The organism is Streptomyces sp. NPDC058701, from assembly GCF_042715295.1.
Lineage (GTDB): Bacteria > Actinomycetota > Actinomycetes > Streptomycetales > Streptomycetaceae > Streptomyces.
Genome location: NZ_JBHXSY010000026.1, coordinates 1 through 26,420, shown reverse-complemented (window position 1 = coordinate 26,420; position 26,420 = coordinate 1). Strand labels below are relative to the sequence as shown.

General features: G+C 72.5%; 28 protein-coding genes and 1 pseudogene. 22 read left to right on the top strand and 7 right to left on the bottom strand.

Annotation, left to right across the window (positions count from 1 at the left end):
- Positions 1 to 23: 23 nt before the first annotated feature.
- Positions 24 to 503: a DUF2269 family protein gene (locus tag ACFWW8_RS25070; protein WP_386531488.1), complete on the bottom strand. Its 480-nt coding sequence runs from the start codon at positions 501 to 503 to the stop codon at positions 24 to 26.
- A 113-nt stretch (positions 504 to 616) separates the two neighbouring features.
- Here ACFWW8_RS25070 and ACFWW8_RS25065 point away from each other — a divergent pair.
- The 6 genes and pseudogenes from ACFWW8_RS25065 to ACFWW8_RS25040 form a co-directional block, all read left to right on the top strand.
- Positions 617 to 873 (top strand): annotated as a pseudogene (locus ACFWW8_RS25065) (DJ-1/PfpI family protein); the annotation flags it as partial.
- A 654-nt stretch (positions 874 to 1,527) separates the two neighbouring features.
- The gene (locus tag ACFWW8_RS25060) at positions 1,528 to 2,481 is read left to right on the top strand and encodes a GlxA family transcriptional regulator (RefSeq protein ID WP_386531487.1); all 954 of its coding nucleotides are present in this window, start codon (positions 1,528 to 1,530) and stop codon (positions 2,479 to 2,481) included.
- Positions 2,482 to 2,571: 90 nt separating this feature from the next.
- Positions 2,572 to 3,423, top strand: coding sequence for a PP2C family protein-serine/threonine phosphatase (locus ACFWW8_RS25055; RefSeq protein ID WP_386531485.1), 852 nt, complete (start codon positions 2,572 to 2,574; stop codon positions 3,421 to 3,423).
- 45 nt (positions 3,424 to 3,468) lie between these two features.
- A complete protein-coding gene (locus ACFWW8_RS25050) occupies positions 3,469 to 4,470 on the top strand; it encodes an MASE1 domain-containing protein (RefSeq protein ID WP_386531622.1) in 1,002 nt (333 codons plus the stop codon).
- A gap of 426 nt (positions 4,471 to 4,896) precedes the next feature.
- Positions 4,897 to 6,063 carry a serine hydrolase domain-containing protein gene (locus ACFWW8_RS25045; RefSeq protein WP_386531483.1) on the top strand — a complete coding sequence of 389 codons (1,167 nt, stop codon included), beginning with the start codon at positions 4,897 to 4,899 and terminating at the stop codon, positions 6,061 to 6,063.
- A 308-nt stretch (positions 6,064 to 6,371) separates the two neighbouring features.
- A complete protein-coding gene (locus tag ACFWW8_RS25040) occupies positions 6,372 to 6,719 on the top strand; it encodes a MazG-like family protein (RefSeq protein ID WP_386531481.1) in 348 nt (115 codons plus the stop codon).
- Positions 6,720 to 7,008: 289 nt separating this feature from the next.
- Here the strand turns inward: ACFWW8_RS25040 and ACFWW8_RS25035 are convergent, their stop codons facing one another.
- Together ACFWW8_RS25035 and ACFWW8_RS25030 are read right to left on the bottom strand one after the other, a co-directional pair.
- The gene (locus ACFWW8_RS25035; RefSeq protein ID WP_386531479.1) at positions 7,009 to 8,262 is read right to left on the bottom strand and encodes a cytochrome P450; all 1,254 of its coding nucleotides are present in this window, start codon (positions 8,260 to 8,262) and stop codon (positions 7,009 to 7,011) included.
- A 755-nt stretch (positions 8,263 to 9,017) separates the two neighbouring features.
- Positions 9,018 to 10,067, bottom strand: coding sequence for an NAD-dependent epimerase/dehydratase family protein (locus tag ACFWW8_RS25030; protein ID WP_386531477.1), 1,050 nt, complete (start codon positions 10,065 to 10,067; stop codon positions 9,018 to 9,020).
- Between the two features lie 373 nt (positions 10,068 to 10,440).
- Here ACFWW8_RS25030 and ACFWW8_RS25025 point away from each other — a divergent pair, with 373 nt between their 5' ends.
- The 7 genes from ACFWW8_RS25025 (at position 10,441) to ACFWW8_RS24995 (ending at position 17,542) form a co-directional block, all read left to right on the top strand.
- Positions 10,441 to 11,037 carry a hypothetical protein gene (locus ACFWW8_RS25025; protein WP_386531475.1) on the top strand — a complete coding sequence of 199 codons (597 nt, stop codon included), beginning with the start codon at positions 10,441 to 10,443 and terminating at the stop codon, positions 11,035 to 11,037.
- 148 nt (positions 11,038 to 11,185) lie between these two features.
- Complete coding sequence (locus ACFWW8_RS25020; protein ID WP_386531473.1) at positions 11,186 to 11,587, top strand: hypothetical protein; 402 nt, start codon at positions 11,186 to 11,188, stop codon at positions 11,585 to 11,587.
- Positions 11,588 to 11,955: 368 nt separating this feature from the next.
- Positions 11,956 to 13,140, top strand: a complete 1,185-nt coding sequence (locus tag ACFWW8_RS25015) for a zinc-dependent alcohol dehydrogenase (protein ID WP_386531471.1) — start codon at positions 11,956 to 11,958, stop codon at positions 13,138 to 13,140.
- Positions 13,141 to 13,263: 123 nt separating this feature from the next.
- Positions 13,264 to 13,593 (top strand): plasmid stabilization protein, encoded by a 330-nt coding sequence (locus tag ACFWW8_RS25010; protein ID WP_386531469.1) that lies wholly within the window; start codon positions 13,264 to 13,266, stop codon positions 13,591 to 13,593.
- A 165-nt stretch (positions 13,594 to 13,758) separates the two neighbouring features.
- A complete protein-coding gene (locus tag ACFWW8_RS25005) occupies positions 13,759 to 14,295 on the top strand; it encodes a cysteine hydrolase family protein (protein WP_386531467.1) in 537 nt (178 codons plus the stop codon).
- A 105-nt stretch (positions 14,296 to 14,400) separates the two neighbouring features.
- Positions 14,401 to 16,761, top strand: coding sequence for a phosphoketolase family protein (locus ACFWW8_RS25000; protein WP_386531465.1), 2,361 nt, complete (start codon positions 14,401 to 14,403; stop codon positions 16,759 to 16,761).
- Between the two features lie 190 nt (positions 16,762 to 16,951).
- On the top strand, positions 16,952 to 17,542 hold the full coding sequence (locus ACFWW8_RS24995; protein WP_386531463.1) for a SixA phosphatase family protein: 591 nt from the start codon (positions 16,952 to 16,954) through the stop codon (positions 17,540 to 17,542).
- Positions 17,543 to 17,600: 58 nt separating this feature from the next.
- On the opposite strand, the gene ACFWW8_RS24990 is transcribed toward ACFWW8_RS24995, so the two are convergent.
- The gene (locus ACFWW8_RS24990; RefSeq protein WP_386531462.1) at positions 17,601 to 18,143 is read right to left on the bottom strand and encodes a hypothetical protein; all 543 of its coding nucleotides are present in this window, start codon (positions 18,141 to 18,143) and stop codon (positions 17,601 to 17,603) included.
- 407 nt (positions 18,144 to 18,550) lie between these two features.
- Here ACFWW8_RS24990 and ACFWW8_RS24985 point away from each other — a divergent pair, with 407 nt between their 5' ends.
- Both ACFWW8_RS24985 and ACFWW8_RS24980 read left to right on the top strand, forming a co-directional pair.
- Positions 18,551 to 18,997, top strand: a complete 447-nt coding sequence (locus tag ACFWW8_RS24985) for a DUF5709 domain-containing protein (RefSeq protein WP_386531460.1) — start codon at positions 18,551 to 18,553, stop codon at positions 18,995 to 18,997.
- 347 nt (positions 18,998 to 19,344) lie between these two features.
- Positions 19,345 to 20,190 (top strand): SigB/SigF/SigG family RNA polymerase sigma factor, encoded by an 846-nt coding sequence (locus tag ACFWW8_RS24980; protein WP_386531459.1) that lies wholly within the window; start codon positions 19,345 to 19,347, stop codon positions 20,188 to 20,190.
- 85 nt (positions 20,191 to 20,275) lie between these two features.
- Here ACFWW8_RS24980 and ACFWW8_RS24975 read toward each other — a convergent pair whose 3' ends face one another.
- The gene (locus tag ACFWW8_RS24975; RefSeq protein WP_386531457.1) at positions 20,276 to 20,890 is read right to left on the bottom strand and encodes a flavodoxin family protein; all 615 of its coding nucleotides are present in this window, start codon (positions 20,888 to 20,890) and stop codon (positions 20,276 to 20,278) included.
- Positions 20,891 to 21,082: 192 nt separating this feature from the next.
- On the bottom strand, positions 21,083 to 21,388 hold the full coding sequence (locus ACFWW8_RS24970; protein WP_386531455.1) for a DUF1622 domain-containing protein: 306 nt from the start codon (positions 21,386 to 21,388) through the stop codon (positions 21,083 to 21,085).
- 157 nt (positions 21,389 to 21,545) lie between these two features.
- On the opposite strand from ACFWW8_RS24970, the gene ACFWW8_RS24965 reads away from it, so the two are divergent.
- The 7 genes from ACFWW8_RS24965 to ACFWW8_RS24935 all read left to right on the top strand — a co-directional run bounded on the left by ACFWW8_RS24965 (position 21,546) and on the right by ACFWW8_RS24935 (position 25,686).
- Entirely contained in the window at positions 21,546 to 21,692 is a 147-nt protein-coding gene (locus ACFWW8_RS24965) for a phage holin family protein (RefSeq protein ID WP_386531453.1), read from the top strand.
- Positions 21,689 to 22,171, top strand: a complete 483-nt coding sequence (locus ACFWW8_RS24960) for a DUF3618 domain-containing protein (protein ID WP_386531451.1) — start codon at positions 21,689 to 21,691, stop codon at positions 22,169 to 22,171. The genes ACFWW8_RS24965 and ACFWW8_RS24960 overlap by 4 nt, the downstream gene beginning before the upstream one ends.
- Entirely contained in the window at positions 22,168 to 22,434 is a 267-nt protein-coding gene (locus tag ACFWW8_RS24955) for a DUF4235 domain-containing protein (RefSeq protein ID WP_386531449.1), read from the top strand. The genes ACFWW8_RS24960 and ACFWW8_RS24955 overlap by 4 nt, the downstream gene beginning before the upstream one ends.
- 176 nt (positions 22,435 to 22,610) lie before the next feature.
- Positions 22,611 to 22,901 carry a hypothetical protein gene (locus ACFWW8_RS24950; protein ID WP_386531447.1) on the top strand — a complete coding sequence of 97 codons (291 nt, stop codon included), beginning with the start codon at positions 22,611 to 22,613 and terminating at the stop codon, positions 22,899 to 22,901.
- A 155-nt stretch (positions 22,902 to 23,056) separates the two neighbouring features.
- Entirely contained in the window at positions 23,057 to 23,608 is a 552-nt protein-coding gene (locus ACFWW8_RS24945; RefSeq protein ID WP_386531446.1) for a hypothetical protein, read from the top strand.
- A 331-nt stretch (positions 23,609 to 23,939) separates the two neighbouring features.
- On the top strand, positions 23,940 to 25,271 hold the full coding sequence (locus tag ACFWW8_RS24940; protein WP_386531444.1) for a PP2C family protein-serine/threonine phosphatase: 1,332 nt from the start codon (positions 23,940 to 23,942) through the stop codon (positions 25,269 to 25,271).
- 13 nt (positions 25,272 to 25,284) lie between these two features.
- Positions 25,285 to 25,686: a hypothetical protein gene (locus ACFWW8_RS24935; protein ID WP_386531442.1), complete on the top strand. Its 402-nt coding sequence runs from the start codon at positions 25,285 to 25,287 to the stop codon at positions 25,684 to 25,686.
- Positions 25,687 to 25,727: 41 nt separating this feature from the next.
- On the opposite strand, the gene mscL is transcribed toward ACFWW8_RS24935, so the two are convergent.
- Positions 25,728 to 26,189: a large conductance mechanosensitive channel protein MscL gene (gene mscL, locus ACFWW8_RS24930; protein ID WP_386531620.1), complete on the bottom strand. Its 462-nt coding sequence runs from the start codon at positions 26,187 to 26,189 to the stop codon at positions 25,728 to 25,730.
- Positions 26,190 to 26,420: the final 231 nt, after the last annotated feature.

The window sequence follows — 26,420 nt, the reverse complement described above, 5'->3', positions numbered from 1 at the left end:
CGTCCGCGCGCCGGATCCCGCCGTCAGGTGCCCGTGGTCGAACCCGGGCGGACGATCATCAGTACCGTCACGGTGGCCCAGAGCAGGTTGAAGACCCCCGTGTGCATCCGCAGCCGACCCGCGGCCCGCCGTACGGCCGCGGCGTCCGGTCGGCCCTCCGTGCCGTCGAGGGCGGCCAGCAGGCCGCTCTGCCGCGGCAGGACGAGCGCGGCGAGCACCGCCGCGGCGGCGACGGTCAGTGCGACCGACGTCAGGAGCCAGGGACTGCCGAGCACGTGAAGGCTGTTGGCGGTCGCGAGGCCGAACACCGGTACGGCGACCGCGACCACGGAGTAGACCTGGCAGATGCGGTGCAGGGTCAGCACCGTGGCACGGGCCGCCGCGTCATCGGGCGCCGCCAGGGCGCGGCGGGTCGCGGGCGGGAACATGCTGGCCGCCACGGTCACGGGACCGATGGTGATGATTGCGGCCAGGACGTGGACGGTCAGGAGGAACTTCGTCATGGGCGTCGCGGTGCTTTCGCTGGGCGCCGGGCGGCGGGCACGGCGGTCGGTGACGGCGGGGTCGGTTGGGTCGGTTGGGTCGGTCGGTCGGGTAAGTCGGTGGGCTGAGGTCCGGCGGCTCCGCACTCCACGCCGCCGCCGGGCTGATCGAGGGTCGCCACGCGACGACGAACCACCTCGGCCTCCACCTGCTGGTCGACGACGGCGACCTGGGGACGGGCGCGGACGTCCCCCCGGGCCTGGACCGGGCCTCTACCTGCTGAAGCGCCAGCTCGGCCCCCGGATCGCCCACGCCGTGGAGCAGCTCTTCGTCCACGAACGTCGGGGCACCGTCTGGCGGGCCGCCGAGCCGGTACCCGCCGGCTTCTGACGGCCCGCAGGCCACCCCGCCGGCACACGCTGGCCACGATCACCCCGGGACGCTGCAGAGCCTCCCCGAGGAGCGCCGGCAGTCCCGTCCGCACGGCGCGGACGATCAGGGCCGGGACGGAATCCCCGTTCCCCTCGGCATCTCGGCCCGGGGCATCGGGGTCCGCACCGGCGGGCCCGGGAGCGCCGCCGAGCGGGCCCATCGCTCCCGGAACGAGGACGAGGTCCGCGCGCCGCGGGTCGAGCGCCGCCGTCGCCCGCAGGGTGAGGAGCCCCGAGCCGCTGGGCACCTCGCGCGGGCCCTCCGCCGAGACCGGCTCCACCCGGAGCGCGCCCCGCGCAGCCTTCCCACCGGCGGACGGGACCTCGTAGCGGGCGACGACATCCAGCGGGTCGAACCCGTCGAACAGCACGATCGGGCACAACATCCGGAGCGGTCCTCTCGTTCGACACGGGCGGGGGTCCCCCGGTGTCGGCGCCGCGACCGGCGCCGACACCGACCGTAGTCAGCTGCGTCGTCGCGCCGTAGTGGCTGGATTGCCAGATGCCAACGGATTCTGGCCAAAAGGTCGGTAGCCCATGTGACCTGCGGAGAGGCCCACCTCTGCGGGTACAGGTCCCCTACTCCGGTCCCGTGGACCCCTATCGTTGGGCCATGCACACCGTGGCCGTTCTCGCCCTGGACGGGGTCGTTCCGTTCGACCTGTCCACCCCGATCGACGTCTTCGGGCGCACCCGGCTCCCCGACGGCCGCCCCGCCTACCGCGTCCGCGTCTGCGCGCCCGCCGAGGAGGTCGACACAGGAGCCTTCACCCTGCGCGCGCCGTGGCCGCTGGCCGCGCTCGACGACGCCGACACGATCATCGTCCCCGGCGTGGGCGCCCCCTCGGCCCCCGTCCCCGACGAGGTCCTCGACGCGCTGCGCCGCGCGGCCGCGCACGGCACCCGGCTCGCCTCCATCTGCACGGGTGCGTTCGTCCTGGCCGCCACCGGCCTCCTGGACGGCCTGAGGGCCACCACCCACTGGCTCGCCGCCGCCGAACTCGCCGCCCGCCACCCCGCCGTCGACGTCGACCCCGACGTGCTCTACGTGGACAACGGCCGGCTGCTCACCTCGGCCGGAGCCGCGGCCGGGCTGGACCTGTGCCTTCACATGATCCGCTCCGACCTGGGGTCGGCCGTGGCCGCCGACGCCGCCCGGCTCGCCGTCATGCCCCTCGAACGGGAGGGCGGACAGGCCCAGTTCATCGTCCACGAGCAGCCACCGGCCCCGCGCGGCTCGGTGATCGAACCCCTCCTGCGGTGGATGGAGGACAACGCCCGGAGGGACCTGACCCTCGACGACCTCGCCGCGCGTGCGGGCATGAGCATCCGTACCCTGAACCGCCGCTTCCGCGAGCAGACCGGCACCTCCCCCCTCCAGTGGCTGCACCGGGCGCGGATCCGTCAGGCCCAATACCTGCTGGAGACCACCGCGCACCCCGTGGACCGGATCGCCACCCAGGTCGGCTTCGGGTCGCCGACCGCCTTCCGGGACCGCTTCAAGCGTCTCGTCGGGACCAGCCCCCACGCGTACCGCCGTGCCTTCCAGGCGGCCCGCATCGGCTGACCGCCGCTCGCGGTGTGATTGTCGGGCGGTCGAAATATGATGGGGCGGGGTTTCGTGCCGGGGCCCCGAAGCGGACCCTCGGAGCGCTCCATGACCTCCCATAAGTCCACGCGGTCGGAGACCGCGGACGACTTGCTGACGCGGCTCGGGAGGCTGACCGCCCAGGCCAGGGAGGGAGCTGAGCTCCACAAGGCCCGGGTGGAGCTGGCCGAGGCGCTGCAACGCGAGATCCTGCCCGCCTCCCTTCCCGCTTTGCCGGGGCTGCGCACGGCCGCCCGGTACGCGCCCGCACGCCACGGCCTGAGCGTGGGCGGCGACTGGTACGACGGATTCCGGCTCCCCAGCGGCGCCCTCGGCTTCTCCATCGGCGACGTGGAGGGCCACGACGTCGAGGCGGCGGCCTTCATGGGACAGGTCCGCATCGCCGTACGCGCCGTGGCCGCCTCCGCCGCCGACCCGGGCGAGGTGCTCAGACGGGCCAACGAACTCCTGCTGTCGGTCGACTGCGACCTCTTCGCGACCTGCACCTTCGTCCGCTTCGATCCCGTGACCTGGGAGATCCAGAGCGCCCGCGCGGGCCACGTGCCCGGCGTCTGGGCCACGACGAGCGGAGAATACGGCGTCGTGGAGGACGAGGGAGGCCTCCCGCTCGGCATGCTGCCGGGCTCCGATTATCCGGTGACCCGTCTGCCGCTGACGACTGCCGGCTCGTTCGTCCTGGTCACCGACGGGGTGGTGGAAGGCCCCTCGTTCCCGATCGAAGCCGGACTGGCCCGGGTGGCCGAGGTGATCCGGGAAGGCGCCGGCGCGGCCCCGGGCGACCTCGCGGCCGAGGTGATGAAGGTGGCGGATTCGACCGGCCACGAGGACGACGCCGCGGTGCTCGTGCTGCGGCACGAGGGCGGTTCCCGTCCGGATCGGGTGACGCGGCCCGCGCCGTAGCGCGTGTCACGCCCCGACGACGACCGCTGACTGTTGTCTGATGCAGTGATGCGCACCGAGGGCTTCCGACGTCTGTTCCCGGCTGTGCTCCGGATCGTCGCCGTGGCCGCCGCCTACTACGCGGGCGGGCGCATCGGCCTGCTCCAGCAGGTGGTCGTCGAGGGGGCGGTCGTCACACCGCTGTGGCCCCCCACCGGCATCGCCCTGGGCTGCCTGCTCTGGCTGGGCCTGGGCATCTGGCCGGGAATCGCCATCGGCGCCCTGCTCGTCATCCAGTCGATCAGCCCCGTGGACCCCGTCGGGCTCGGGATCGTCGCGGGCAACACCCTCGCCCCCGTCTGCGCCTTCCTGATGTTGCGCCGCGTCGGCTTCCGTATCGAGCTGGACCGGCTGCGCGACGGCGTCGCCCTGGTCTTCCTCGGCGGGATGGTGCCGATGCTGATCAGCGCCACCGTGGGGGCGTGGCTGCTGGAGCTCACCGACGCCCTGCCGGACGGCGGGTTCTGGACCGTGTGGTGGACGTGGTGGGCCGGTGACGCCATGGGCGTGCTCGTGATCACGCCCCTGCTCCTGGTACTGCGCAGGGCCCGTCTGCCGGTGGAGACGTACCGGTGGGCCGAGGTGTGCGCCCTGACCGTGTCCGCCGTCGGGATCACGCTCCTGGCGACCAGGAGCGACCTGGCGGTGCTCTTCCTCGTCTTTCCGCTCCTGATCTGGGCCGCCCTGCGCTTCCAGCTGGCCGGCAGCGCGCCGTGCATGCTGCTCGTGTCCATCCTGGCGAACGCGGCCGCGATCGGCCGGCTCGGCCCGTTCGGGGACCACACCCTGCTCCAGGGCATGGCCAACCTCCAGGCCCTCAACGGGGCCGCGGCCCTGACCTCGCTGCTGTTGTCGGCGCTCGTCACCGAGCAGAAAACCATCCGGCTGCGGATCGAACAGGCCTGCCAGGACCTGGCCGAGGTCGTCGAACAGCTCGCGTCCGGCCGGGTGTCGCACCGCTGGCCCGTACCGAGGGAGCCGGACGAATCCCGGCCGGAGGGCGGTTAGCACTCCCGCGCAGGCGGCGGCCGCCGAGGAGTCGGTCATCGTCCCGGACAGCCGCACCGGGGCGGCGGTGCACAGCGGTCGCGCGTCTCGTCCTCGACCAGGCAGGGCGTGTCCCCGGCCTGGCAGGCACGGGAGTCGAAGGGCGCGGCCACGGGCAGGTCCGCCGGTAGTTCACCGTCACGACGACCGCCCCCGGCCGGCGAGAGGCCGCCCGGGGGAGAAACCGGCGCGCCCACCGTCCCGTCCCCGTGGACACGCCGTGCGTGTGCGACTGCACCGTGTGCCGGTCGTGGCGGGCCGGGGGTTATCCCCACGGTGGGCGGTCCGGCTGCCCGGATCGATCACCGGACCGAGAGCGCGCAGGCTGAGCGGGTCCGGATGGTTCGCCAACGCACCCCAACGGGGGCTGCGCAGGGAGGGTTTCTCATGACCGAAGGTTTTCACAGGCTGCGTCGCGGGACCGTCGCGGTGGCGGTCGCGGCACTCGCCGTGGTCGGCGTCCTGCCCGGGGCCGCAGCGGCGCGGCAGCCCGGTACCGCTGCCGGTGACGTCGTGCGGCAGGGGGTGAAGCAGCTGGTGAGCGACGACAAGTACCCGGCAGCACTGGCCGCGACCACCGGCCGTGACGGGCGGACCCGGAACCACACCGCCGGGGTCGCGGACGTGCGGACGGGGGCGAAGGTACCGGTCGACGGGCAGGTGCGGGCCGGCAGCAACACCAAGACGTTCGCCGCCGCCGTCGTCCTGCAACTGGTGGGCGAGGGCGCGGTCGACCTCGACGCGCCCATCGAGGCGTACCTGCCGAACCTGGTGCGCGGCGAGGGCATCGACGGCCGCGCCATCAAGGTCCGCCACCTGCTGCAGCACACAAGCGGACTGCCCAATTACACCGAGTTCATGATGGACGAACTCGTCGGCGAGGGCCGCCACACCTACTACCAGCCCCGCACCCTCCTCGACGTGGCACTCGCCCACAAGGCGCTCTTCGCGCCGGGGGACGGCTGGTCGTACAGCAACACCAATTACATACTCGCGGGCCTCCTCATCGAGAAGGTCACCGGCCGACCGCTCGCCGAACAGATCACGAAGAGGATCGTCGACCGCGCCGGACTGCGGCACACCTACTTCCCCGGCGTCGGCGAAGAACGCATCCGCGAAGCCCACCCCAGGGGCTACGGCGCGGCGAAGCCCGGGGATTCCGTACAGGACGTGACGGAGCTCGACCCCTCCTGGGGGTGGGCGGCCGGGCAGATGGTCTCCACCCCGGGCGACCTGAACAAGTTCTTCCGGGCCCTCGTCGACGGCAGGCTCCTGAAGCCCGCGCAACTGGCCCAGATGCGCACCACCGTGGAGATCCCCGCCGCCGCGGGGTGGCCGCCCGGTTCCCGGTACGGGCTGGGTCTGGTCAGCACGCCGGTCCGCTGCGGTGGCGTGAGGTGGGGGCACGGCGGTGACATCCCGGGCTACGCGACGCGTGTCGGCGTCACCGATGACGGCCGCGCCGCCGCGGTGGCGGTCACCGCGAACCCGGCGCCCACGCAGCAGACCACCGACCCTGCCGAGGCCCTCATCGACACCGCCCTGTGCGCGTGACGCCCCCAGCCCCGCGCTGACGACCGCGGGGGAGGGGCGGGGGGTGCGGTGGTTCGGCTCCGGGGCCCGGCTGTTCCGAGGTCGTGCGTACGACGACGAGCGCCCCCTCGTGCGCCGGCCGCGTGCACAGGTGGCCGAACGGGCCTCCGGGGGCACCGGAGTCGAGGGCCTCCCGCAGCCGCCCGGTGAACGGGGTTACCGCCACCGTGCCACGGCCGGAGTCCGATCCGCTCGGGCCGTCGCCGACCCGCGTGCGTAACCCGCCAAGCGGTAGAGTCCTCCCGCCCGCTGACAGGAAGGCACCGCCCGTGAGCCCATCCGACCCGTGGGACGTCATCAGCGCCCTCGCCGCCCGGTTCGACGCCGCCGACGCCGCGCGCGGCATGCCGTCCGAGGAGAGTCAGGTTCTCCAAATCCTCAAAATCGGCGAGGAGTTCGGGGAGGCGGCTCAGGCCGTGATCGGCGCCAAGGGCACCAACCCCCGCAAGGGGCACTCCCACAGCTGGGAGGACGTCCACGACGAGGTGTGCGACGTGATCATCACGGGCATGGTGGCACTCGCCCGGATGCGCCCCGACGCGGCGGCGTACTTCGCCGGGCAACTCGACCTGAAGGCGGGCAGGTTCCTGCCGGCTCCGGTGGAGGACGGCAGCTGACCCGCTGCGGTCGGCCGCCACTGACCGCAGCCGGGTTGGCCACCCGCCCCCGCCGTGTCCGGTCGTGTTGCGCGCCAGCGTACGCATGTGTTCCGACAGTGCACGACCGCGGCCCGCGGAGCGGCATCGGACCGTTGCGGATCTGCTCGGTCCGTGCCACCGCCCCCGCATCCGTCGCACGCCGTCGCACGCCGTCGCACGCCGTCGCTCGTCCGCGACGACCCGGAGCCGCGGGACTTCGTCGGGCTCCAGGCCACCGGCAGTGCCATGCCACGCCATCGTCGGGCGCTCAGCCCAAGTGCAGTTCGAAGCCGCTGCGCGGCAGCGTGGGCATGCGGGTCAGGGGGATGGTCAGGTCCTGGTCGGGGACGCTGTAGTCCGTGTGCGCCAGTTCCCCGGCGATGCCCGCGAGTGCCGTCACGGTGATGTCCTCACCCGGGCAGCGGTGTCCGCGGGCCGCATCGCCGCCGCCCTGGGGGATGAGGTTGTCCAGCGGATCGCGAAGAGCCTCGGCGTTCGCGAACCGGTGCGGATCGAAGCGGTACGGGTGCTCCCACAGGGCGGCGTCGTGGTTCTGGCCGTACAGATCGAGCAGGACGAGCGAGTCCTTCGCGATGTCCTCGCCGTTCCAGTGCAGGTCACGGGCCGCGAGCCCGCCCACGAAGGGCGCGAAGGGATAGAAGCGGCGTACTTCGTGTGCGAACGCAGTGGCGTACGCGCCCTCGGGGTCGGAACGCAGCAGGTCGCGGTGGTGGGGCCAGCGGTGGAGTGCGTGAGCGGCGAAAGCGGCGAACCAGGCGATCGCGACGGTGGGCCTGATGATGTTCAGCAGTTCCACGGCCGCCGTCCGGAGGTCCGGGAGCGTGCCGTCGGCGTCCCGGTGCCACGCCACCGTTTCGAGCGCCGAGCTCTTCACCTCCGGTTCCGGGGCGTGGCGGACCTCGGAGATCAGTGCGCCCATGGCGTCCTCCTGGCGGCGACGGGCCCGGCGGGCGCGCAGGTGGCGGGGGCCCGGCGTCGCGAAGCCGTCGACCATGGCCGTGCAGTCCCGGGCCAGCTCGGCGACCGCCGCGTCGGAGAGCCGTACACCCATCCAGTCGCAGACCGCGAGGGCGAGCACCCCGGCCGCTTCGTCGAAGACCACGACGCGGTCGCCCTGCCGACCGGCCATCGCTTCGCGCCACCGCCGACTGACGTGCCCGCCCAGCGCGGCGACGCCGGCGCCGTCCTTGAGGAGCGCGAGGAACAGGGCCTTGCGGACCCGGTGCGCGTCCCCGTCGAGCGTGTGCACGGCGCCCCGTCCGAACAGCGTGTCCAGGACGGGGTCCGGCAGAGCCGCGGCCCGTACGACGTGCTTCTCGTCGTAGAAGAAGGCGACGGCGTCGGGGCCACGCAGCGCGATGGTGGGCCGGCCCAGGAGGCGGGTCCTGACCGTGCCGTCGGCCGAGGCGCGCATCCGGTTGGGCAACCACGCATAGCCGTGCGCCAGAAGGCCGAGTGTGCTGTCGCTCCACGGGGCCATGGAAGTCTGGGAGGGAGGCATACGACGCGCGTACCCGGCACCGCCTGCCCCACACCCGGAACAGAACGACACCACCCGCCCCCCCCGCGTGGCGTTCACCCGCGGCGTCGCGGTGCCGACGAGGCCCGGTTCGGATTCACGCCCGCCGACCTGTGTGAACAGGTGCACGGCATCGGCACGGGTCGGCGCTACGTCCGCTGTGCCGAGTGGACGCCCGACGTCACCTCCTGGCCATCTGGGGGGCTGTCCGTCGCGGCGAGGTAGGTGACATGGGGTAGTGCATGCGGGGGCAGACGCGCCCTGCTGCGCGAGGGAATCGCAGTCGCGGACGTGAAATGGACGTACATGAAGGGACGGACATGAACATGAAGAAGAGCGAGCGCACAACAGGTGACGACGCCGAACGGGAAAGCGCGGCACTGCCCGACGAGGGAGCGACGGTCGACGAACACGGCCGGGCCCCTGGAGTGCCCTCACGTACGGGAACAGGGTCCAGCGCACCGCCCGCCGACGCCGAGCGTGTCGAGAAGGCGTCGGAGCCCCCCCGGCCCTGATGACGTCGGCGGTGGACGGCCCAGCGGCCCGACACGGGCCCATCCGTCCGGACCCGGCGTCCGCCGAGGCGGTGACCCCGTGGTCGCGGCCGTGACCGCCGCGGCCGCCGACATCCGGGCCCTGCGCTTGAACGTGTTCGATGTCGCCGCCCGACTGAGTTCGCTGCTCTCCGGTGCGTGATCCTTCGTATCCCCGCCACGCGAGCCCGGGCGGTCCGCCCCTCAGGCGCTGAGGGGCGGAGTGTCCATGCCGGCACCGTCTCGCAGGCCGGCGAGGAACTCCTGGAGCGCCTCCACAGCCGTGTACGAGGGCTGCCAGTCCAGTTCCTCGCGGGCGCGGGAGCAGTCCATCAGCGGCAAGCGCAGGACGGCGTCGAAGAGGTCGGGTGACGCCGGTACGAGGCGCAGCTTCCAGGCCGCGGCCAGGACCGTCCGCAGCGGGGCGGCGGGCATCGCGAAGCTGCGCGCGTCGAGGAGACCGGCCAGGACACGGGCGTCCACCGGGGGTTCCGCAGCCAGGTTGAACGGTCCGCTCACCGGCCGGAGCACAGCTGCCACGTAGGCAGCGGCCGCGTCGTCGGTGTGGAGTGCCTGGAAGCGCAGTCCCGGCAGGTCGGGAACGGCGGGGATGAGCCCTGCCCGTACGAGGCGACCCGGTAGCAGGCGTCCGGCGAAGATCCTGCGCTGCTCGGATGCGGACTCCCGCTTGAAGAGGAACCCGGGGCGCATGCGTACGACACGGATGTCGCGATGGGTGTGCTCGTAGGCGTCGAGGAGCCGTTCGAGGTAGGCCTTTTCACGGGTGTAGGCGGCCTGGGGCCAGCCGTGGGTGGGCCAGGACTCGTCGACCGGCCGGTCTTTGGGGCCGGGGGAGTACGCGCCCACCGAGGAGGCGTGGATGAGCGCCGGCACCTTCGCCGCGGCCACGGCGTCGAACACGCGACTGCTGCCCAGCACGTTGGTGCGCCAGGTCTCGGCGGGGCGGTGAGTGGGCTGAAACTTCCAGGCCAGGTGAATCACTGCGTCCGCGTGGGTGAACAGGGGTACGAGGTCTGCTCCGCCTGGCTCGATGTCGACGGCCCGCCAGGCTGTCTTCGGGGGCCGCCACCCCGGGACGCGACGGGCCAGACCCAGGACCGAGTCGACAGCCGGGTCCTCGGCCAAGCGCCGGACCACACTGGTGCCGACATTGCCGGTGGCTCCCACGACGACGACACGGGCACCGGGTGCTGCGGGTCGCGCAGGGGGCTGGGGGGTGCTGTGGGGCGTCATCCGATCCGTTCCTCTCCGTCGAGCGGCACGGCGGTGTGGCCGGCGGCCCCCGTGGGCCGCGATGTGCGCCTGCCCCGCGCGGCGCACGCGCACACCACATCGCCCCTGGAGACGAACCAGCGGGCTCCACGCCGCCGGCGCGGCCGCTCGCGCCTCAGGCCCTCCGCGGAGTGCTCGAGCCGCCTTCGACCGGGCCGGCTCCGTTCAGGGCGCCGACTACGAGTCCGGGGGGGCGTCGGTTCGTGCTTCGCCACCGTCGACGGGTTGAGCCGACCCGCTGATATTTGTCCGACCATCAGCCTGTCAGCCTGTACGGCGGCCGAGGGCGGGTGATGCTCCCCACGTCCAGTACGACGATTCGAGGAGTGAACAGGTGAACGCGGTACTCAAGACAGCGCGTCGGATGCGACTCGCGAGCCTTCTCGCCGTACCCGTGGCGCTCTCGCTCGCCACCGTTGCGGCCCCGGCCGTCGCTTCGCCGAACGCGGTCGCGGTGCAGGCCGCCGACTGCTCCAGCCTCCGGACCCTCGGCACCAAGGGGAAGGCGGCGAAGGCCAAGCCCGCGAGGAGCGCCCGTCAGCTGGCCGCGGCCGGGTGCACCGGGCCGCGCGGGTCGCAGGGCCCGCGGGGCCCCAAGGGGGACCGGGGGCCGGCGGGTCCCGCCGGGCCGTGCATTGATCTCGCCGTCGTCGCAGGGGTCGCGACGGGCAGCGAATACAGCGCTGCCCTGACCCGCGGCAAGGCGTTCGTGGGCTACCGTCCGTCCTCGACCGGCGCCTACATCTGGCGTGACCTGACCGGGAGCACCACCCCCGGGTACCCCCGCAACGCCTGCGGCGTCGCCGTCAAGCTGGACAGCGGCCGCGTCTACGTCAAGGTCCTCACCACCGCCGGAGACGTCTACGAGACCTCCTGCAGTGCCCCCGCCCTGGCCTGCACCCTCGGATGGGCAGCGGTCGTCAGGCCCTGAACCCGCCGCGCGGACGTCCCGACTCCGCATGACCCACCTGTACCGCGGTCCGCGCCCTAGAGGGCGCGGACCGCGCCGGGGTCGAAACCTCCACGGTGCTTGTTTCGTTGTTTCTCAGGCCCGGACCTGCGACCGAAACGAGAAATCCGTGAGCGACCCGATCGGCCTGCCGCCCGCAGGCGTTGACGCCCTGCAGCGCCTCAGGGACCGGAGGGACGTCAACACCGTGATCCTCCGCTGCGCCCAGAAGCCGCCCGTCATGGCGGTTGAACTGGAGGGCAATCTGACGCACGAGGAGCTGCTCGCGTCCCTTCCCCCGGATGCGGCGCGTCTGGTCGTTCACGAGCTCGCCTTCGCCTCTCGCGCCGGGTCGCGTCGGCACGAGACGCTGCTGATCCTGTGGGTCCCGGGGGAGACCCTGGAGCGGGACGAAGCCTGCGCCGCCGGGTACACGGCGCTGAAGGAGACCCTCACGGACGTCCGCGTCCACCTCACCGCCGGGCGGCGGGACCAGCTGGACCACCGGAGACTGGTCGCCCTGACCGACTGACGACCCACAGACCGAACGCAGCGGGATGCTGCGCCGCAGAACTCCCCGACGCGCCCGGCTCCCAGGTGCCACCTCGACCCCGGAAACCAGCCGACAGGCGCACCGGCCGAGCGGATCTCCACGCCGCCGCCACAGCCGGTTGCGCGCGAGGGCAGCCGCCGGGCCCTGATGAACGGAGCACATCACGACGGAGTCCGGTCGATTCCTTCCCCACGGATCACGGTCGCGTCGACCGCACCGCCCGATCGTTCGTTGAACCCGCCCGGGGAGGGGTAGCCGCCCATCGGGTGGACCACCCCGGCCACCACGGAACGAAGGGCGTACGAGCCGCGCCGGCGCGCCCGACGCTACCCCGTAGGGAGTAACCGATGAAGGCCCTGACCTGGCACGGTAAGCGTGACGTGCGCGTCGACACCGTGCCCGACCCCGTGATCAAGGACCCGACCGACGTGATCGTGAAGATCACCACCACGGGCCTGTGCGGCTCCGACCTGCACCTGTACGAATTGTTCGGTCCGTTCCTCGACGTCGGGGACATCCTCGGACACGAGCCGATGGGCATCGTGCAAGAGGTCGGCCCCGAGGTCACCCGCGTACGGCCCGGCGACCGGGTCGTCATCCCGTTCAACGTTTCATGCGGCACCTGCCACATGTGCCACCACGGCCTGCAGTCCCAGTGCGAGACGACCCAGGTCCACGAGTACGGCAGCGGCGCCTCCCTGTTCGGCTACACCAAGCTGTACGGCCAGGTACCGGGCGGGCAAGCCGAATACCTCCGCGTCCCCTTCGGCAACACCCTCCCGATCCCGGTGCCCGCGGAGGGGCCCGACGACCGGTTCGTCTATCTGTCCGACGTCCTCCCCACGGCCTGGCAGGCCGTCGAGTACGCGGCGATCCCGCCCGACGGCACGGTGGTCGTCCTCGGCCTCGGTCCCATCGGAGACATGGCCACCCGCATCGCCGCCCACCGCGGCGCGGGCCTGGTCATCGGCATCGACCTCGTCCCGGAACGCCTCCGCCGGGCCGCCCGCCACGGCGTCCACACCCTCGACCTCGCCACCTACGGCGAGGGGATCGCCGACGAGGTTCGCGCACTGACCGGGGGACGCGGCCCTGACGCGGTCATCGACGCCGTCGGCATGGAAGCCCACGGAGCCCCCCTCGCGAAGGGGGCCCAGCACCTGACCACCATGCTGCCGGACGCCTTGGCCTCCAGGATGATGCAGCGGTTCGGCGTCGACCGCCTCTCCGCGCTCCACCTCGCCATCGACCTGGTACGCCGCGGCGGCACCATCTCCCTGGCCGGGGTCTACGGCGGAACGGCGGACCCGCTGCCCCTGCTGACGATGTTCGACAAGCAGATCCAGCTCCGCATGGGCCAGGCCAACGTCTGGCGCTGGGTCGACGACCTCCTGCCCCTCTTGACCGAAGCGGACCCGCTCGGCGTCGACGGCTTCGCCACCCACCGGGTCCCCCTCGCCGACGCGCCCGAGGCGTACGAGATGTTCCAGAAGAAGCACGACGGCGCCGTCAAGGTCCTCTTCACACCCTGAGACGGAACGAACCGGTGCGAGCAGGCCCGCTCGATCCTCCTGCGGGTCGCCTGAGATGCGGACTCGGCCGGGTACGCGCACCATGGCCGGGAATCCAGCCCCGCGGAGAAGGAAGGCGGCGTCATGCCCCGAGGATCGAGTCCCAAGCGCGAGCGTCAGTACGAGCACATCAAGGAGTCGGGTGAGAAGCGCGGCATGTCGGAGGGCCGGGCGAAGGAGATGGCCTCCCGCACCGTGAACAAGGAGCGCGCCCGGTCCGGCGAGAGCAAAACGTCCAGCCGCAGCTCCACCCGGGGCGCGTCCCCCTCCCAGCGCGGTGGCGAGAGGTCCCACGGAGGCGGCGGTTCATCCGAACGCACCAAGGAGGACCTCTACCAGGAGGCGAAGAAGCGGGGCATCGAGGGCCGCTCCACCATGAGCAAACAGCAGCTCAAGACCGCCCTCGGCCACTGACCCGCAGGTTGGTCGGCGGCCGCGTCACCAGCCCGGTTCTGCCCCGTACGGCGTACGGGCCGGGCCGGCGCGCCGCCGACATCCCCGCGCGGACACTTCCCCGGGGCAGCGCGCGATCGGCCCTGTCACCGGCCTCTGCGCAGCAGATCTGAGAACTTGGACCGCATGGCGCAGACCGCACTCGTCGTCATCGACATGCTCAACACGTACGACCACGACGACGCCGACCTCCTCGTCCCGTCCGTCCGACGGGCGATCCCTGCCGTCGCCCACCTCCTGGGCGAGGCCCGGGACCGGGACATCCCGGTGATCTACGTCAACGACAACTTCGGCAAGTGGCGCTCCCACCACGGGGAACTTCTCGACGCGGCGCTCGCGGGCCCGCACGCGAACCTGGTGGAACCGGTCAGGCCCGACGGGTCCTCCTACTTCATCGTCAAGGCCCGCCACTCCGTCTTCTACGAGACGCCGCTCGCCTACCTGCTGGGCGCGCTCGACGTGAGCCACCTCGTCCTGTGCGGGCAGGTCACGGAGCAGTGCGTGCTGTACTCCGCCCTGGACGCCCACATCCGGCACCTTTCCGTCACGGTCGCGCGAGACGCCGTGGCCCACATCCATGAGGACCTGGCCGACGCCGCTCTGCGCATGATGGAGATCAACATGGGAGCGCGCATCCTGCCCGCCGCGGAAGCCCTGGGATGAGGGCCCCGTGCGGCCGATCGGGCGCACGGCGGATTCGGGCGGGGGCCGCGGGGCAGGTGCGCAGGCGTGCAGCGTGGCCCCCTGACGACGATGCGGAGCAGTGCCGTGACCGAGTCCATCCATCCCACCGGACAGCCGGATCCGCACGCCTACCGCCGCGCCGCCGACTACGCGGCCGCAGCCCTCATCCACCTCCGGGACAACGTCCTGCTCACCGAGCCACTGCGGCCCGAACACCTCAAGCCGCGGCTTCTGGGCCACTGGGGAACCTGCCCCGGCATCACCATGGTCTACACCGCCCTCAACACCCTGGTCCGGCAGCGCGGCGCCGACGTCCTGCTGGTCACCGGGCCCGGGCACGGGGCCCCGGCCCTCCACGCCAACCTCTGGCTCGAAGGCACCCACGAGGACCACGACCCCGCCCTCGCCCGAACCGGCGCCGGGCTGCGCGAGCTCGCGCGCCGCTACTGCGCCCCGGACGGCTTCCCCAGCCACCTCTCACCGGCCGTCCCCGGAACCCTGCACGAGGGCGGAGAACTCGGCTACGCCCTGGCGACCGCATTCGGCGCCGCCCTGGACGCCCCCCACCGGATCGTCGCCTGCATCGTCGGCGACGGCGAGGCGGAGACCGGACCGACCGCCGGGGCCTGGCACTCCACCAAGTACCTCGATCCGGTGACCGCAGGCGCGGTCCTGCCGGTCCTGCACCTCAACGGCTACAAGATCTCCTCGCCCACCGTCTTCGCGACGATGTCGGACGACGAGCTGACGTCCCTCTTCCGCGGCTACGGCTGGGACCCGCGGATCGTGGACGTCATCGATGACCCGCCCGGCGACCCGCTCGGTACGGCGGTCCTCGACGCGCACACCGTCATCCGCGGCCTTCAGGCCCGCGCCCGGTCGGGAGACGAGCCGGTCCGTCCGGCCTGGCCCATGATCGTGCTGCGCAGCCTCAAGGGGCAGGGGGCCCCCGCCGAGGTCGAGGGCAAGCCCATCGAGGGGACCTTCCACGCGCACCAGGTGCCGCTGCCCGACGTCCACGACGACCCGGAGCAGCTGCGGGCCCTCGAAGGCTGGCTTCGCTCCTACCGGCCCCAGGACCTGTTCGACGCCGACGGGCGGCCCGTACCGGACGTCCTGGCCGCCGCACCGCAGGGGCCGGCGCGGATCGGCGCCCAGCCCGCCGCGGACGGCGGGCGTCTGCGCCGCCCGCTCGACCTCCCGCCGCTGCGGCCCTACGCCGTCGACGTCGCCGGGGGCCCGGGCACCGCCACGGCGAGCCCCACCCGCGTCCTCGCCGGCTGGCTGGCCGACCTGATGCTGAACAGCGCCGAGCGCCGCGACTTCCGCATCGTCTCCCCGGACGAACTGGCGTCGAACAAGCTCGACGCCGTCCTCGCCGCCAGCGGCCGGGCCTACGTCTGGCCCATCGAGGAGTACTCCGAGGACCTCACCCGGGACGGCCGCGTGATGGAGACGCTGTCCGAGCACAACTGCCAGGGGTGGCTCCAGGGCTACCTGCTGACCGGTCGGCACGGCCTGTTCCCCACGTACGAGGCCTTCGCCCCCATCGTGGACAGCATGGTCAACCAGCACGCGAAGTGGCTGAAGACGTCCCGCGAAGTTCCGTGGCGTGCTCCGATCAGCAGCCTCACCTACCTGCTCAGCAGCGAGGGCTGGCGCCAGGAGCACAACGGGTACAGCCACCAGGGGCCCGGCTTCATCAACAACCTCCTGAATCGCAGGAACACGGTCACCGGGGTGTACCTGCCGCCCGACGCCAACAGCCTGCTGGTGACCATGGAGGAACTGCTCGGCGAGACGGGGAAGATCAACATTGTCGTCGCGGGCAAGCACGAAGCCGCCCAATGGCTCGACCTCGACGCGGCCCGCGCCCACTGCCGCGCGGGCGCCTCCGTCTGGCCCTGGGCGAGCACCCACGACGGCGACGACCCGGAGGTCGTCCTCGCCTGCGCGGGAGGCATCCCCACCGTCGAGTCGCTCGCCGCCGCCGAGCTGCTGCGGCGCGATCTGCCCGAGGCACGGGTCCGCTTCGTGAACGTGGTCGACCTCTGCCGCCTCGCGCCGCCGGACCGTCACCCCCGCGGGATGGACGAGGGCCGGTTCCACGACCTGTTCGGCGAGGACACCCCCGTCGTCTTCGACTTCCACGGGTACCCCTCCGCCGTGCACCAACTGCTCCACGGACGCCCGAACCCCGACCGGTTCCACGTCCGCGGCTACGTCGAGGAGGGCACCACGACCACCCCGTACGACCTGCTCGTCCTCAACGGAACCTCCCGCCACGACCTGGCCGTCACGGCACTCACGTACCTGCGGGGCCGGCACACCGGTGCCGGGGAACTCGCCGAGGAGTACGCCGGCCACCGCGACCGGCTCCGCGCGGAACTGCGCCGTACCGGCGTGGACCCGGCCGAGATCACCCGGTGGAGATGGCCGGCATGAGCGGCGCGCCACCGGTCGCCGACGCGGACCCGGGACCGGGGGCGGGGTCTGGGTCGGCGCGACGGCCCGCGAGGAGTGGGCAGCCGGGCGCCGGGTAGGCGCCGGACGCACAGCCGTGTACGCGCGTGCCGTGTACGAGCATCCGGTCAGGCCGTGCCCCCACGGCCGCGACTGCGAAAGGAGACGCCGCATGTCCGCACCCCCTCCGGTCCCCGATCCCCACCGAGCAGCCGCGCCCCGGACCGCCCGGCCCTCCGCACCCCCGGGGGAGAGCGGCTGCACACTGCTGCTGGTACGGCACGCCAAGGCGGTGCCCAAGGGGACCGTCGAGGACTTCGACCGGCCGCTGAGCGATCGGGGGCGCGCCGACGCCTCCCAGGCCGGTCGCTGGCTCGCCGAATCCCCGTTCCACGCCGAGTTGGCCCTGTGCTCGCCGGCCCGTCGGACACGGCAGACGTGGCAGCTGGCCGAGCCGGCCCTCCGTTCGGGCCGACCGCCGACGATCTACGACGAGCGCCTGTACGACGCGACGCCGAACGAATTGGTCGCCGTGCTCGAAGAACGCGGACCGGGACACGGCAGCGTCGTCATGGTCGGACACAATTCCGGCATCCACGAACTGGCCGCCGCCCTGTGCGGTGAAGGGCCGCAGGAGGAGCTGGACCGGCTCAGGGCACGATTCCCCACGGCAGGCGTGGTGGCGGTGTATCTGCCGGACGGTTGGGGCAGCGTGGCTCCGGGCCGAGGCAGTCTGGCGGCGTTCTGGGTGCCGGACAGGTGACGACGCCTGCGGACCCGCTCGTCCCCCGGACCGGGGTCATCCGGCGGACGGCGTGTGTTCAGGCGGGACGGCTTCCTGCACGTGCCCCTTGCGTGAAGACCTGGGCCGCGCGGTTGCCGCGGATCGTCTCCAGGGTGCTGATCTGCCGTTCGGCGCGGTGGATCAGCTCCTCGATGTGCGAGCTTTCGATACGGGGGTCGGTGCGCGCCACCGCTCGCAGGGAACGCCAGCAGGCGGCTTTGCCTTCCACGCCCAAGCGCATCGCCTCCAGTTCGAGCACGTCGCTCAGCGGAGAGCGGGAGAGGAGCCGACCGTTCAGCTTGAGACGGCCCGCCTTTTCGGCGACCCATCCGGCGGCCATCCGGGTGCGCTTCGCGGGGACGCCGAGTGCGGCCATCAGCGCCCGCAGGCTCTCCCGGTCAGCGGCGACCTCCTTCGCGAGCGCCTCCAGCGGGGGCCCGAGCGCATCGTCCCGATGTGCCCGCGCGGCACGTCGGAAGAGCTCTACGCCCCCGCCCGCCCCGGCGAGGTGATCGTTGAGGTAGATGCCGAGGAAGGAGGGACGGGCGCGTCCAGCAGGGTGCTCTCCGCTGCTGTTCACGAGTCGCCCTCCCCGTTCTCGGTCCGGTCAGCTTGGCCCGGCGGGCGAGTGGGCCGCGCGCGCGGCTCCGGCGGCTCGGCCGGCCGGTCCAAACGGCTCGCCTCATCCGTGTCCGCCGCTCGCGTGGTCCCCGCCTGCCCGGAGGGCTTGTGGACCCGTGGACGACGGTGCCGGGCTTCGCCGTCGCCGTCGTGCAGGGGGACGCCTCCAGCGCCGCCTTGGTCGTCCATGGCCTGATCCTTTCGGTGCCGACTTCGACCCTTCACGGTGCGCGTGCCCGGGCGTCGGCACGGGAAACCGCCGCACGGCCGACCCCGCACCGTGTGATCCGCTGATTTCTGGGGAGGCGCCCAAAGAGTCCGGATCCATCCACTGAGCCGGGGATCCGAGGAGAAGGGACGGAACCGATGAGTGACCAGGACGGGCGAGGCGACGACGTCTACCAGCCCCAGCCCGAAGCCGAGCCTTCCGAGGGCCAGCCGGACATGCAGGACAGCTTGGGGGAGCCCGACGCCGACGACCTGCTCGATCAGGGCCACTCACCGGTCGAGCGCCCCTACGGCAGTGACCGCTACGCGACCACCGGCGAGGAACAGCGCGAGGGCGAGAGCCTCGACGATCGCCTCGCCCGGGAACTCCCCGAAGCGGCCCCCCAGGAAGGCGACGGCATCGGGGACCTGGCCGGAGGCGACGGCGAACCGGTCGACCCCCAAGCGGGCGGCGCCCGGGCCGGGCGACTGGCACCGGCCACCGCCTCCCCGCACCAGAACGACGTACTGGCCCGTGACGTGGGCATCGACGCCGGAGCTGCCTCCGCCGAAGAAGCCGCCATGCACGTCCTCGAAGAGCCGTAGAACGCCCCGGGGTCCCTTGGGCCTGCCGAGACGGCTGGAGAGCAAGTCGAAAGGCAGGCCGCAAGGGCCGCTGGTCCGTCGTCGAAAGCCCGAAAGTCCCGGGATGAGGGGACGGGCGGCCCGGACGCCGCGCGGTGTGCGGGGGAAGGCTCTGGTTTCCAGCCCGCAGCCTAAGGAAGGGAACCACCGTGCCCGGTTGTGCCGCAACGGCCACCACCACAGCCGGATCCCCCGCCCGGGACACACCGCTCGGAGAAGGGGCCCACAGGAGCTTCGCGAACGGCGACCCTGAGGGGCGGGCCGTCCCCGATGAGCAGACCCTCCCCGACGGGCAGACCGTCCCTGGTGTGCCGGCCGTCCCCGATCTGCCGGTCGTCGCGGATCCCCGGCGCGTTTCACCGATCGAGGCGAAAGAGCTGTCCAGGGTCTTCCTGGCACGGCTGGCGAGCCTTTCCGAAGGCACTCCGCAGCACCAGTACGTGCGCAACACGCTGATCGAGATGAACATGACCCTGGTTCAGTTCGCGAGCAGAGCTTTCCGCAGCAGAACAGGAAGCCCGTCGGGGGCCGGTACGGAGATGGAGGACGTCGTCCAGGCCGGGACCATCGGACTCATCAAGGCGATCGACCGGTACGAACCCGAGCGCGGTGTCGAGTTTTCCTCCCTTGCCCTGCCCTACATCACCGGCGAGATGAAGCGGCACTTCCGGGACACCACCTGGGCGGTCCGGGTACCCCGCCGGCTCCAGGAGCTACGCGTCGAGCTGGCGAAGGCGCGCGACACGATGGCCGCCACGCTGGGCCGCGCCCCGACGGTCAGGGAGCTGGCCGGACACCTCGAACTGGAGGAGGAGGAGGTGATCGAGGGGCTCGTGGCGGCCAACGGCTACTCGAGTGAGACCCTCGAACCCCCCTCGCCGGCCGAGGAGGAGAACGCCACGGCCCGGGCGCCCGGCCGGCAACCGGTCTCCGAGGAAACCGCCCGGGCCGTCGACCTCTTCGAGAACCTCCACGCCCTCGCCCCCCTGCTGGAGCGTCTGCCCGAACGGGACCGCGAAATCTTGTACCTCCGCTTCGGACGCGAGCTCACCCAGTCGGAGATCGGCGTCGAACTCGGGATCAGCCAGATGCAGGTCTCGCGCCTCCTGACCCGCATCCTGAGCGGCTTGCGCACGGCCATGCTCGACCTGTAGCCGCCACGGCCGGCGGCTCCGATCCCGGAGCGCGGAACCCCTTCGCGCCGCCGGATCTGCCGCAGCGCGGGGTTGCGGCCCCGCCTCAGCTGGCGGGGTAGGGGTTGGTTTTGAGGTGCCGGGCGAGGTGGGCGGTGTTGGCGGCGAGGGTTTTGGTAGTGGCGGCGGTCTTCTCGGGGGTCTTGTCGAGGTCTTGGTAGTCGGTGCCGTGCATGGCTTCGCCGACCCAGTAGGTGACGGCGTTGGGGGCGAGGGAGAAGCCGACGTCGTTCAGACCCTGGAAGAGGTCGGCGCTGGCCTTGTGGGCGCCGTCCTCGTTGCCGACGACGCAGACCGCGGCGGCTTTGCCGTAGGTGAGCATGCGGCCTTCGTCGTCGGTCTCGGAGATCTCCGCGTCGAGGCGTTCAAGGACCCGCTGGGCGATGCTGGAGGCGTGGCCGAGCCAGATGGGTGTGGACAGGATGACGATGTCCGCGCCCAGGATCGTGTCCCGGATGGTGGGCCAGGCGTCGCCCTCGCCCATGTCGGTCTGTACTCCGGGCTTGACGTCGTGGTCCGCGATCCGAATGGTCTTGCCGGTGACGCCGTGTTCGGCGAGGGCGGCCATCGTCTGCTCGGCGAGCAGCTGGGAGCTGGAGGGCTTCGGCGACGGGGACAGGGTGCACACGAGCGCGACAGCCCGCAGGGGAGTGGTGTTCATACGCGACCGGTTACCCCGCCGGGCGAACCGCATGTCGGCGCGCTTGCGGATTGCGTCCTTTCGAGGCGCGGGCTGGTGCGTACGGGCGCCCCTCCGGAGCCCGTACGCCGCACGACGCGGCACGGCCGGAGCGGCGACCGCGGTGTGTGCACCGCGTGCGCCGAACGGCTGGTGGGGGCGGCGCGCGAGACCTCAGGAAGCCGCGGCCCGCGGCGCGGCCGCCTTCCGGTCACGCTCGATCTCGACGCGTTCCTGCGCGATCTCCCGGCTGAGGAAGAAGTTCAGGACGGTGCGGATCGCGGCGATGGCCGCCAGCTGGCCGATCTCGCTGAAGCCGGGGGCGACGGCCGTACGCAGGGCGTCCGGTCGGAGCCTGTGGCGGGCGATCTCACGGACGGGGCGTGCGGGCTGCGCCCCTTCGGGTGGGTGACGGCGCGATTGCGGGGTAGCAGCGCGTCGACGGCGGCACGCGCACCATCCGGAAGGTGACCACTTCATGGGAACGACCGAGCGGCAGCCCCCCGACGCAGACGGCTCGGGGACCAGGGCCGTACGACGCCGCGGGCTCACCGGCATCCCGGCGGGCCCGGGCTTTTGCAGCAACCTGCGCCCCCGCCCTCGCGTTGCTCCTGCGGCGCGGGCCTTTGCCCCCATCATGGCGGCTGTACCGGCCGTCGGTGCCGCAGTCCCGGCCCGTGCCGGAGAGAAGCGGGTCGCCCAGGCCGGTACTCCCGTGCCCGAGCGGACCATCGACAGCCTCAAGGCCGATCCGGCCGAGATCAAGGAGAAGTCACAGCGATGACCAACGACCCCCACGACACCCTCGGCACGCCGACGCCTCAGCCCCCCTCCACCAGGGAGCTGCGCGATCAGGTCGAGCGCACGCGCGAGGAGCTCGGCCAGACCGTCGAGGCACTGGCCGCGAAGGCGGACGTCAAAGCGCAGGCGAAGGACAAGGCGACCGCCGTGAGGGAACAGGCCACCGAGAAGGCAGCGCTGGTCAGTGACCAGATCCGGGAGAAGGCCGGGCAGGCCGCCCGGTTGGTGAAGGAGAAGACGCCCGACCCCGTCCTGGAGAAGACGGCCCAGGCGGCGGCGCAGGTGAAGGAGGCCGCGTCCCAGGCCGGGCAGTACGCCGCGGAGAACACCCCGGAATCGGTCCGCGACAAGGCCGGCCAGGCGGCGATGCTCGCGCGAGCCAACCACAAGCCGCTCCTCGCGGCCGCTGCCGTCCTGGTCGTCTTCCTGTGGGCGCGCCGTGGCCGGGGGCGGCGCCGGTGAAGGCTTCCAAGATCGCTTACAAGCCCGTCGGCCTGGCCCTCGGCGCCGTCAGCGGCATGATCGCGGGTGCGGCGTTCAAACAGGCCTGGAAGGTCATCGAGGGCGAAGGCGACGCGCCCAACGCCACGGACGAGGACCGGCCCTGGCGGCAGATCCTGCTCGCCGCGGCCATCCAGGGGGCGATCTTCGCCGTGGTGAAGGCTGCCGTCGACCGCTCGGGGGCCGTGGCCACCCGACGTGTGACGGGCACCTGGCCCGGCTGAGGCGTCTCCTTTGGATCGGGTCGGGCCCGCGCCGCCCGGGACCGCGCCGCGCCGCGCCGCATTGCCCGGTTGGCGACGGATCCGCAGAAGGCGCGCTGGAACGCGGCGGTGCCCGGCCCTCACCGGCCGGCACCGTCCGGCCCGAGTTGTGTCCCCGGCTCTTCCTGGAGGAAGCGGTGCCCGCTCATCACGCAGTGCACGCCCTGGCCGCCACGGCCGCAACCGCGGCGACCGTTCTCGCCGCCCGCTGGTGGGCCGCCCGGGTGCGCCGGCGTTACGGACACGGTGCCAGCGCGGCCCGGGCCCCCTGGCGCCGTACGGCTCCCGCTGACCCGGCGCGCGCTGGACACCGGCGTGTCGCCGAGCTGCACGCGGCCTTGCTCGAACCGCGGGACCACCCCGGTTTCGGAGCCGCCGACGCCGAACTGGACCGGTACTGGAAGAACATCGCCCCCCTCTACCGCTAGCGCGGCTACCGGCGGCCCCCGGTTCGACCACGCCGGGAAGAACCGCCGCGCCGAGGGCGTCGGCCGCCGCACAGCGGTACCCGGTCGCACAGCGGTACCCGGTCGTACATCAGAACGGGCGGCATGACGGGCCGTCGACCGGGCACACGCGGCCCATGCCCGGACAACACGCGCGTCCCGCGAGCACCCCCACGCCCTTCGCCCCCACACCTCCCGCCCCCGCGGCATCCGAGCGGACTCCGCGGCCCGAGGGGAGCAGGCACGCGCGCCGCGGACGCTTTGCCGAACGACTACGCCGAAAGATCCTCGCCTACCGCGACATCGACTTCCTCTCCTCCCACCACCCGCGCCAGGCCGCCCACGACGAGTCGTGCCTCCTCCTCGTGCACATCCGCAAGGTCGTGGGTCAGGTCCGCTACCGGATCTGCTCCAGCTGCGCCGAAGCCGTGATCACCGGCGTCGAGATCGAGGACCGCTTCCGCTCCGCAGGACTGGGCACCAGGGCACTGGCGCACCTCCGGTCCCGCCATCCGGGACTGAAATGGCGCAGCACGTCGGCCGCCCGTCCCGCCCGTGAACTCCTGCGCCGGATGGGCATCCCGGTGATCCGTGGCGGCGTCGTGTGCAGCCACGTCAGTGCCCAGCCGAGGACGGCGCCGCCGGATCGCCGGGAACAGGCGGAGCGCCCGGGACGGATTCGAGCGTGATCGGCGTACGGCGTGTGCGTGCCGCCCCCTGTCCCAGCCCAACCCGGCGGAAGGCCCGGCGTGGGAGGCGGCCCAGCGGGCGAAGGTCCGTGGTGTACGGCCGGTGACTTCCTCGATCGCTGACATCGCCGGGCCACGGGTGCGGGCCCGAGCCGCTCGACCACGCGGCAGTGTGGAGCAGGTCACGCGTGAGTCGGATCTCACCCCGGGCAGGTTGGGCGGCGGCGTACGGCGTGGTTGGCTGGGGTCTGGACAGGACGAGTAGAGGAAGAACTGCTGGGGGTGCTGCTACAGCCTCTGCGGAGGATGTGAGGACCCTGTGGGAGCACCGGTGCAACGGCAGACGGATGTGCCGTCCAGACGGGCGGGGCTGCCGCGACAGCTCCGCGACCGTACCCGCATCGCCGCGGTGAAGGCGACGGGCCTGCTGGACACGGGCCCGGAGCAGGTCTTCGAGGACCTCGCCGCCCTCGCCGCGCGGGTCACCGCATCGGGGCGGGCCTTCATCACTCTGGTGGACGAGACCCGCTCGTTCTGGAAGGCCTGCGTCGGCGTGGACGCCGTCGACGTCGAGGACCGGCAGAACCCGGTCGAGGAGAGCTTTTGCTACTTCCTCACGGGCCTCGACGGTGATCCCTTCGTCGTGGACGACGCCACCACCGACCCCCGTACCCGCGACCACCCCTCCGTCGGGCCGATGGGCATCGGCGCCTGGGCCGGCTACCCCCTGCTGGGTTCCGGGGGCGAGGTGCTGGGCAGCTTCTGCGTGATCGACGGCAACCCGCGCGCCTGGACCCCGTCAGACCTGCTGACCCTGGAGACCCTGGCCCGGGCGGTCGGTGCGGAGATAGGCCTCCGCCAGTCCCTGACCGCCGCGCAGAACGCGCACACGCTCTCGGCGAACCTCGCGCACTCCCTCCAGCAAGGCCTCCTGCCACCGACACCTCCGGCCGTGCCCGGCGTGGAGGTCGCCGCCTCCTACACCCCCGCCTCCCGCGCCGGACGCTCCGACATCGAGGTCGGTGGCGACTTCTACGACCTGTTCCGCACCCGCGGCTCCTCGTGGGCCGCCGTCCTGGGCGACGTCTGCGGCAAGGGCGTCCAAGCCGCCCAGGTGTCCTCCATGGCCCGTTACACGGTCCGTGCGGTCGCCAACGAGAACCGTGCTCCCGCCGACGTCCTCGCCCACCTGAGCACGGCGATGATCGCCCAGGACGCACCGCGCTTCCTGACCGGCGTCTACGCCCGCTTCCGCCTCACCCCCGCGGGTATCGCCGGCACGCTCGCGCTGGCCGGCCATCCACCGGCCCTCGTCCGCCGCGCCGACGGCACGGTCCGCGAGATCGGCGTACCGGGCCAGCTCCTCGGCGTCTTCGACCCCATCCGCCTGACCGACGTCCGCTTCCGTCTGGCCCCCGGCGACCTCCTCCTGCTCTACACCGACGGCGCGACCGAGGCCCGCGCCCGCCCCGGCCGCCCCGGCCGGAAGCAGGACGTCTTCGACGACGCCGACCTCGCCCGCACCCTCGCCGCCACCGCCGGCATGGACGCGGCCGCCACCGTCGAGCACATCGGCAACGCCCTGGCCGCCCGGCACGCGGGCTGGGCCAGCGACGACACGGCCCTGCTGGCGCTGCGCGTCCCCGACCACCACCGACGCTGAAGGGCCTTCGGCCATGAACAGAACGGACGCTCCCGACCAGCTCACCCTCATAGACGCCCCGATCCCGCAGCCACCGGCCCGCATCCTCGTCCTGCGCGGCACCGTCAACTGGTGGGACGAGACCGAACTCCACACCGCCTTCGCCCGCGCGACCACGGCCGGACGTCCGGTGATCGTCGACCTCGGCTCCCTCCAGGCCGCCGACGCGGTCCTGCTCGCCCTCCTCCTCGGCGTCCGGACCCGCACCCCCCTCCACCTCGTCGGCCCCCTCAGCCCCTCACTCGCCCGCCGACTCGACCTCACCTGCACCCGGGACGTCTTCCGTATCCACGCGAACCTCGCCGCCGCGCTCGCGGCCATCACCGCGGCCGACGCACGCGGGGAGACCGACCCGCCGTCCCCCGGCGGCGACTGAACCGGCCCCCCTGCTCCAGCCGCTGCCGGACGCGGACGTCGTTACGCCCGCTCGCGTGGGTGGGCGACCGCCTCATGGGGGTACTGCGGCGCCTCCGTGCCGGGGGTGAGCTCCTCCGTACAGTGCGCGCAGCGCCGCGCACGGACGGGGACCGGGCTCAGGCAGGCGGGGCAGTCCCTCTTGTCGGCCTGGACGTCCTGGTGCGGTGCGAATCGCTCGTGGAGCTTGTTCACGGGAAGGACCACGAGGAAGTAGAGGGCGGCGGCGACCAGGGCGAAACTGATGGCCGCATCGATGAAGCCGCCATAGGGGAAATCCGTGCCCGCCACCTTGAAGGTCCGGGTCGTGAAGTTGCCCCGTACGCCGGCGGCCAGACCGACCAGCGGGGTGAGGAACGCCTTCACGAAGCCGTTGACCACGGCGGTGAAAGCGGCTCCGATGACGATGCCGACCGCCAGATCGACCACGTTCCCGCGGAGTATGAATCCGCGGAAACCCTTCAAGCCCTTCACCAACATCCTTGTTTCCTCCTCCTGGCTGACGTGCGGGCGGAAGGCCACGCGTGCCCGTCTTCCCGCCCAGGAACCCCGCACGCCTGGCTTCGCGCCTAGGCCGTGTCTTTCGGATCATGGCGGGCCCGGGGGGGCCGCCCCGGGGCCAAACAAACGGCGTGGTGGCGCCCCGGCCGCGGCGCAGCGGGTCAGCCCCCCCCGCCGGGGGGAGGCCGGCCGCGG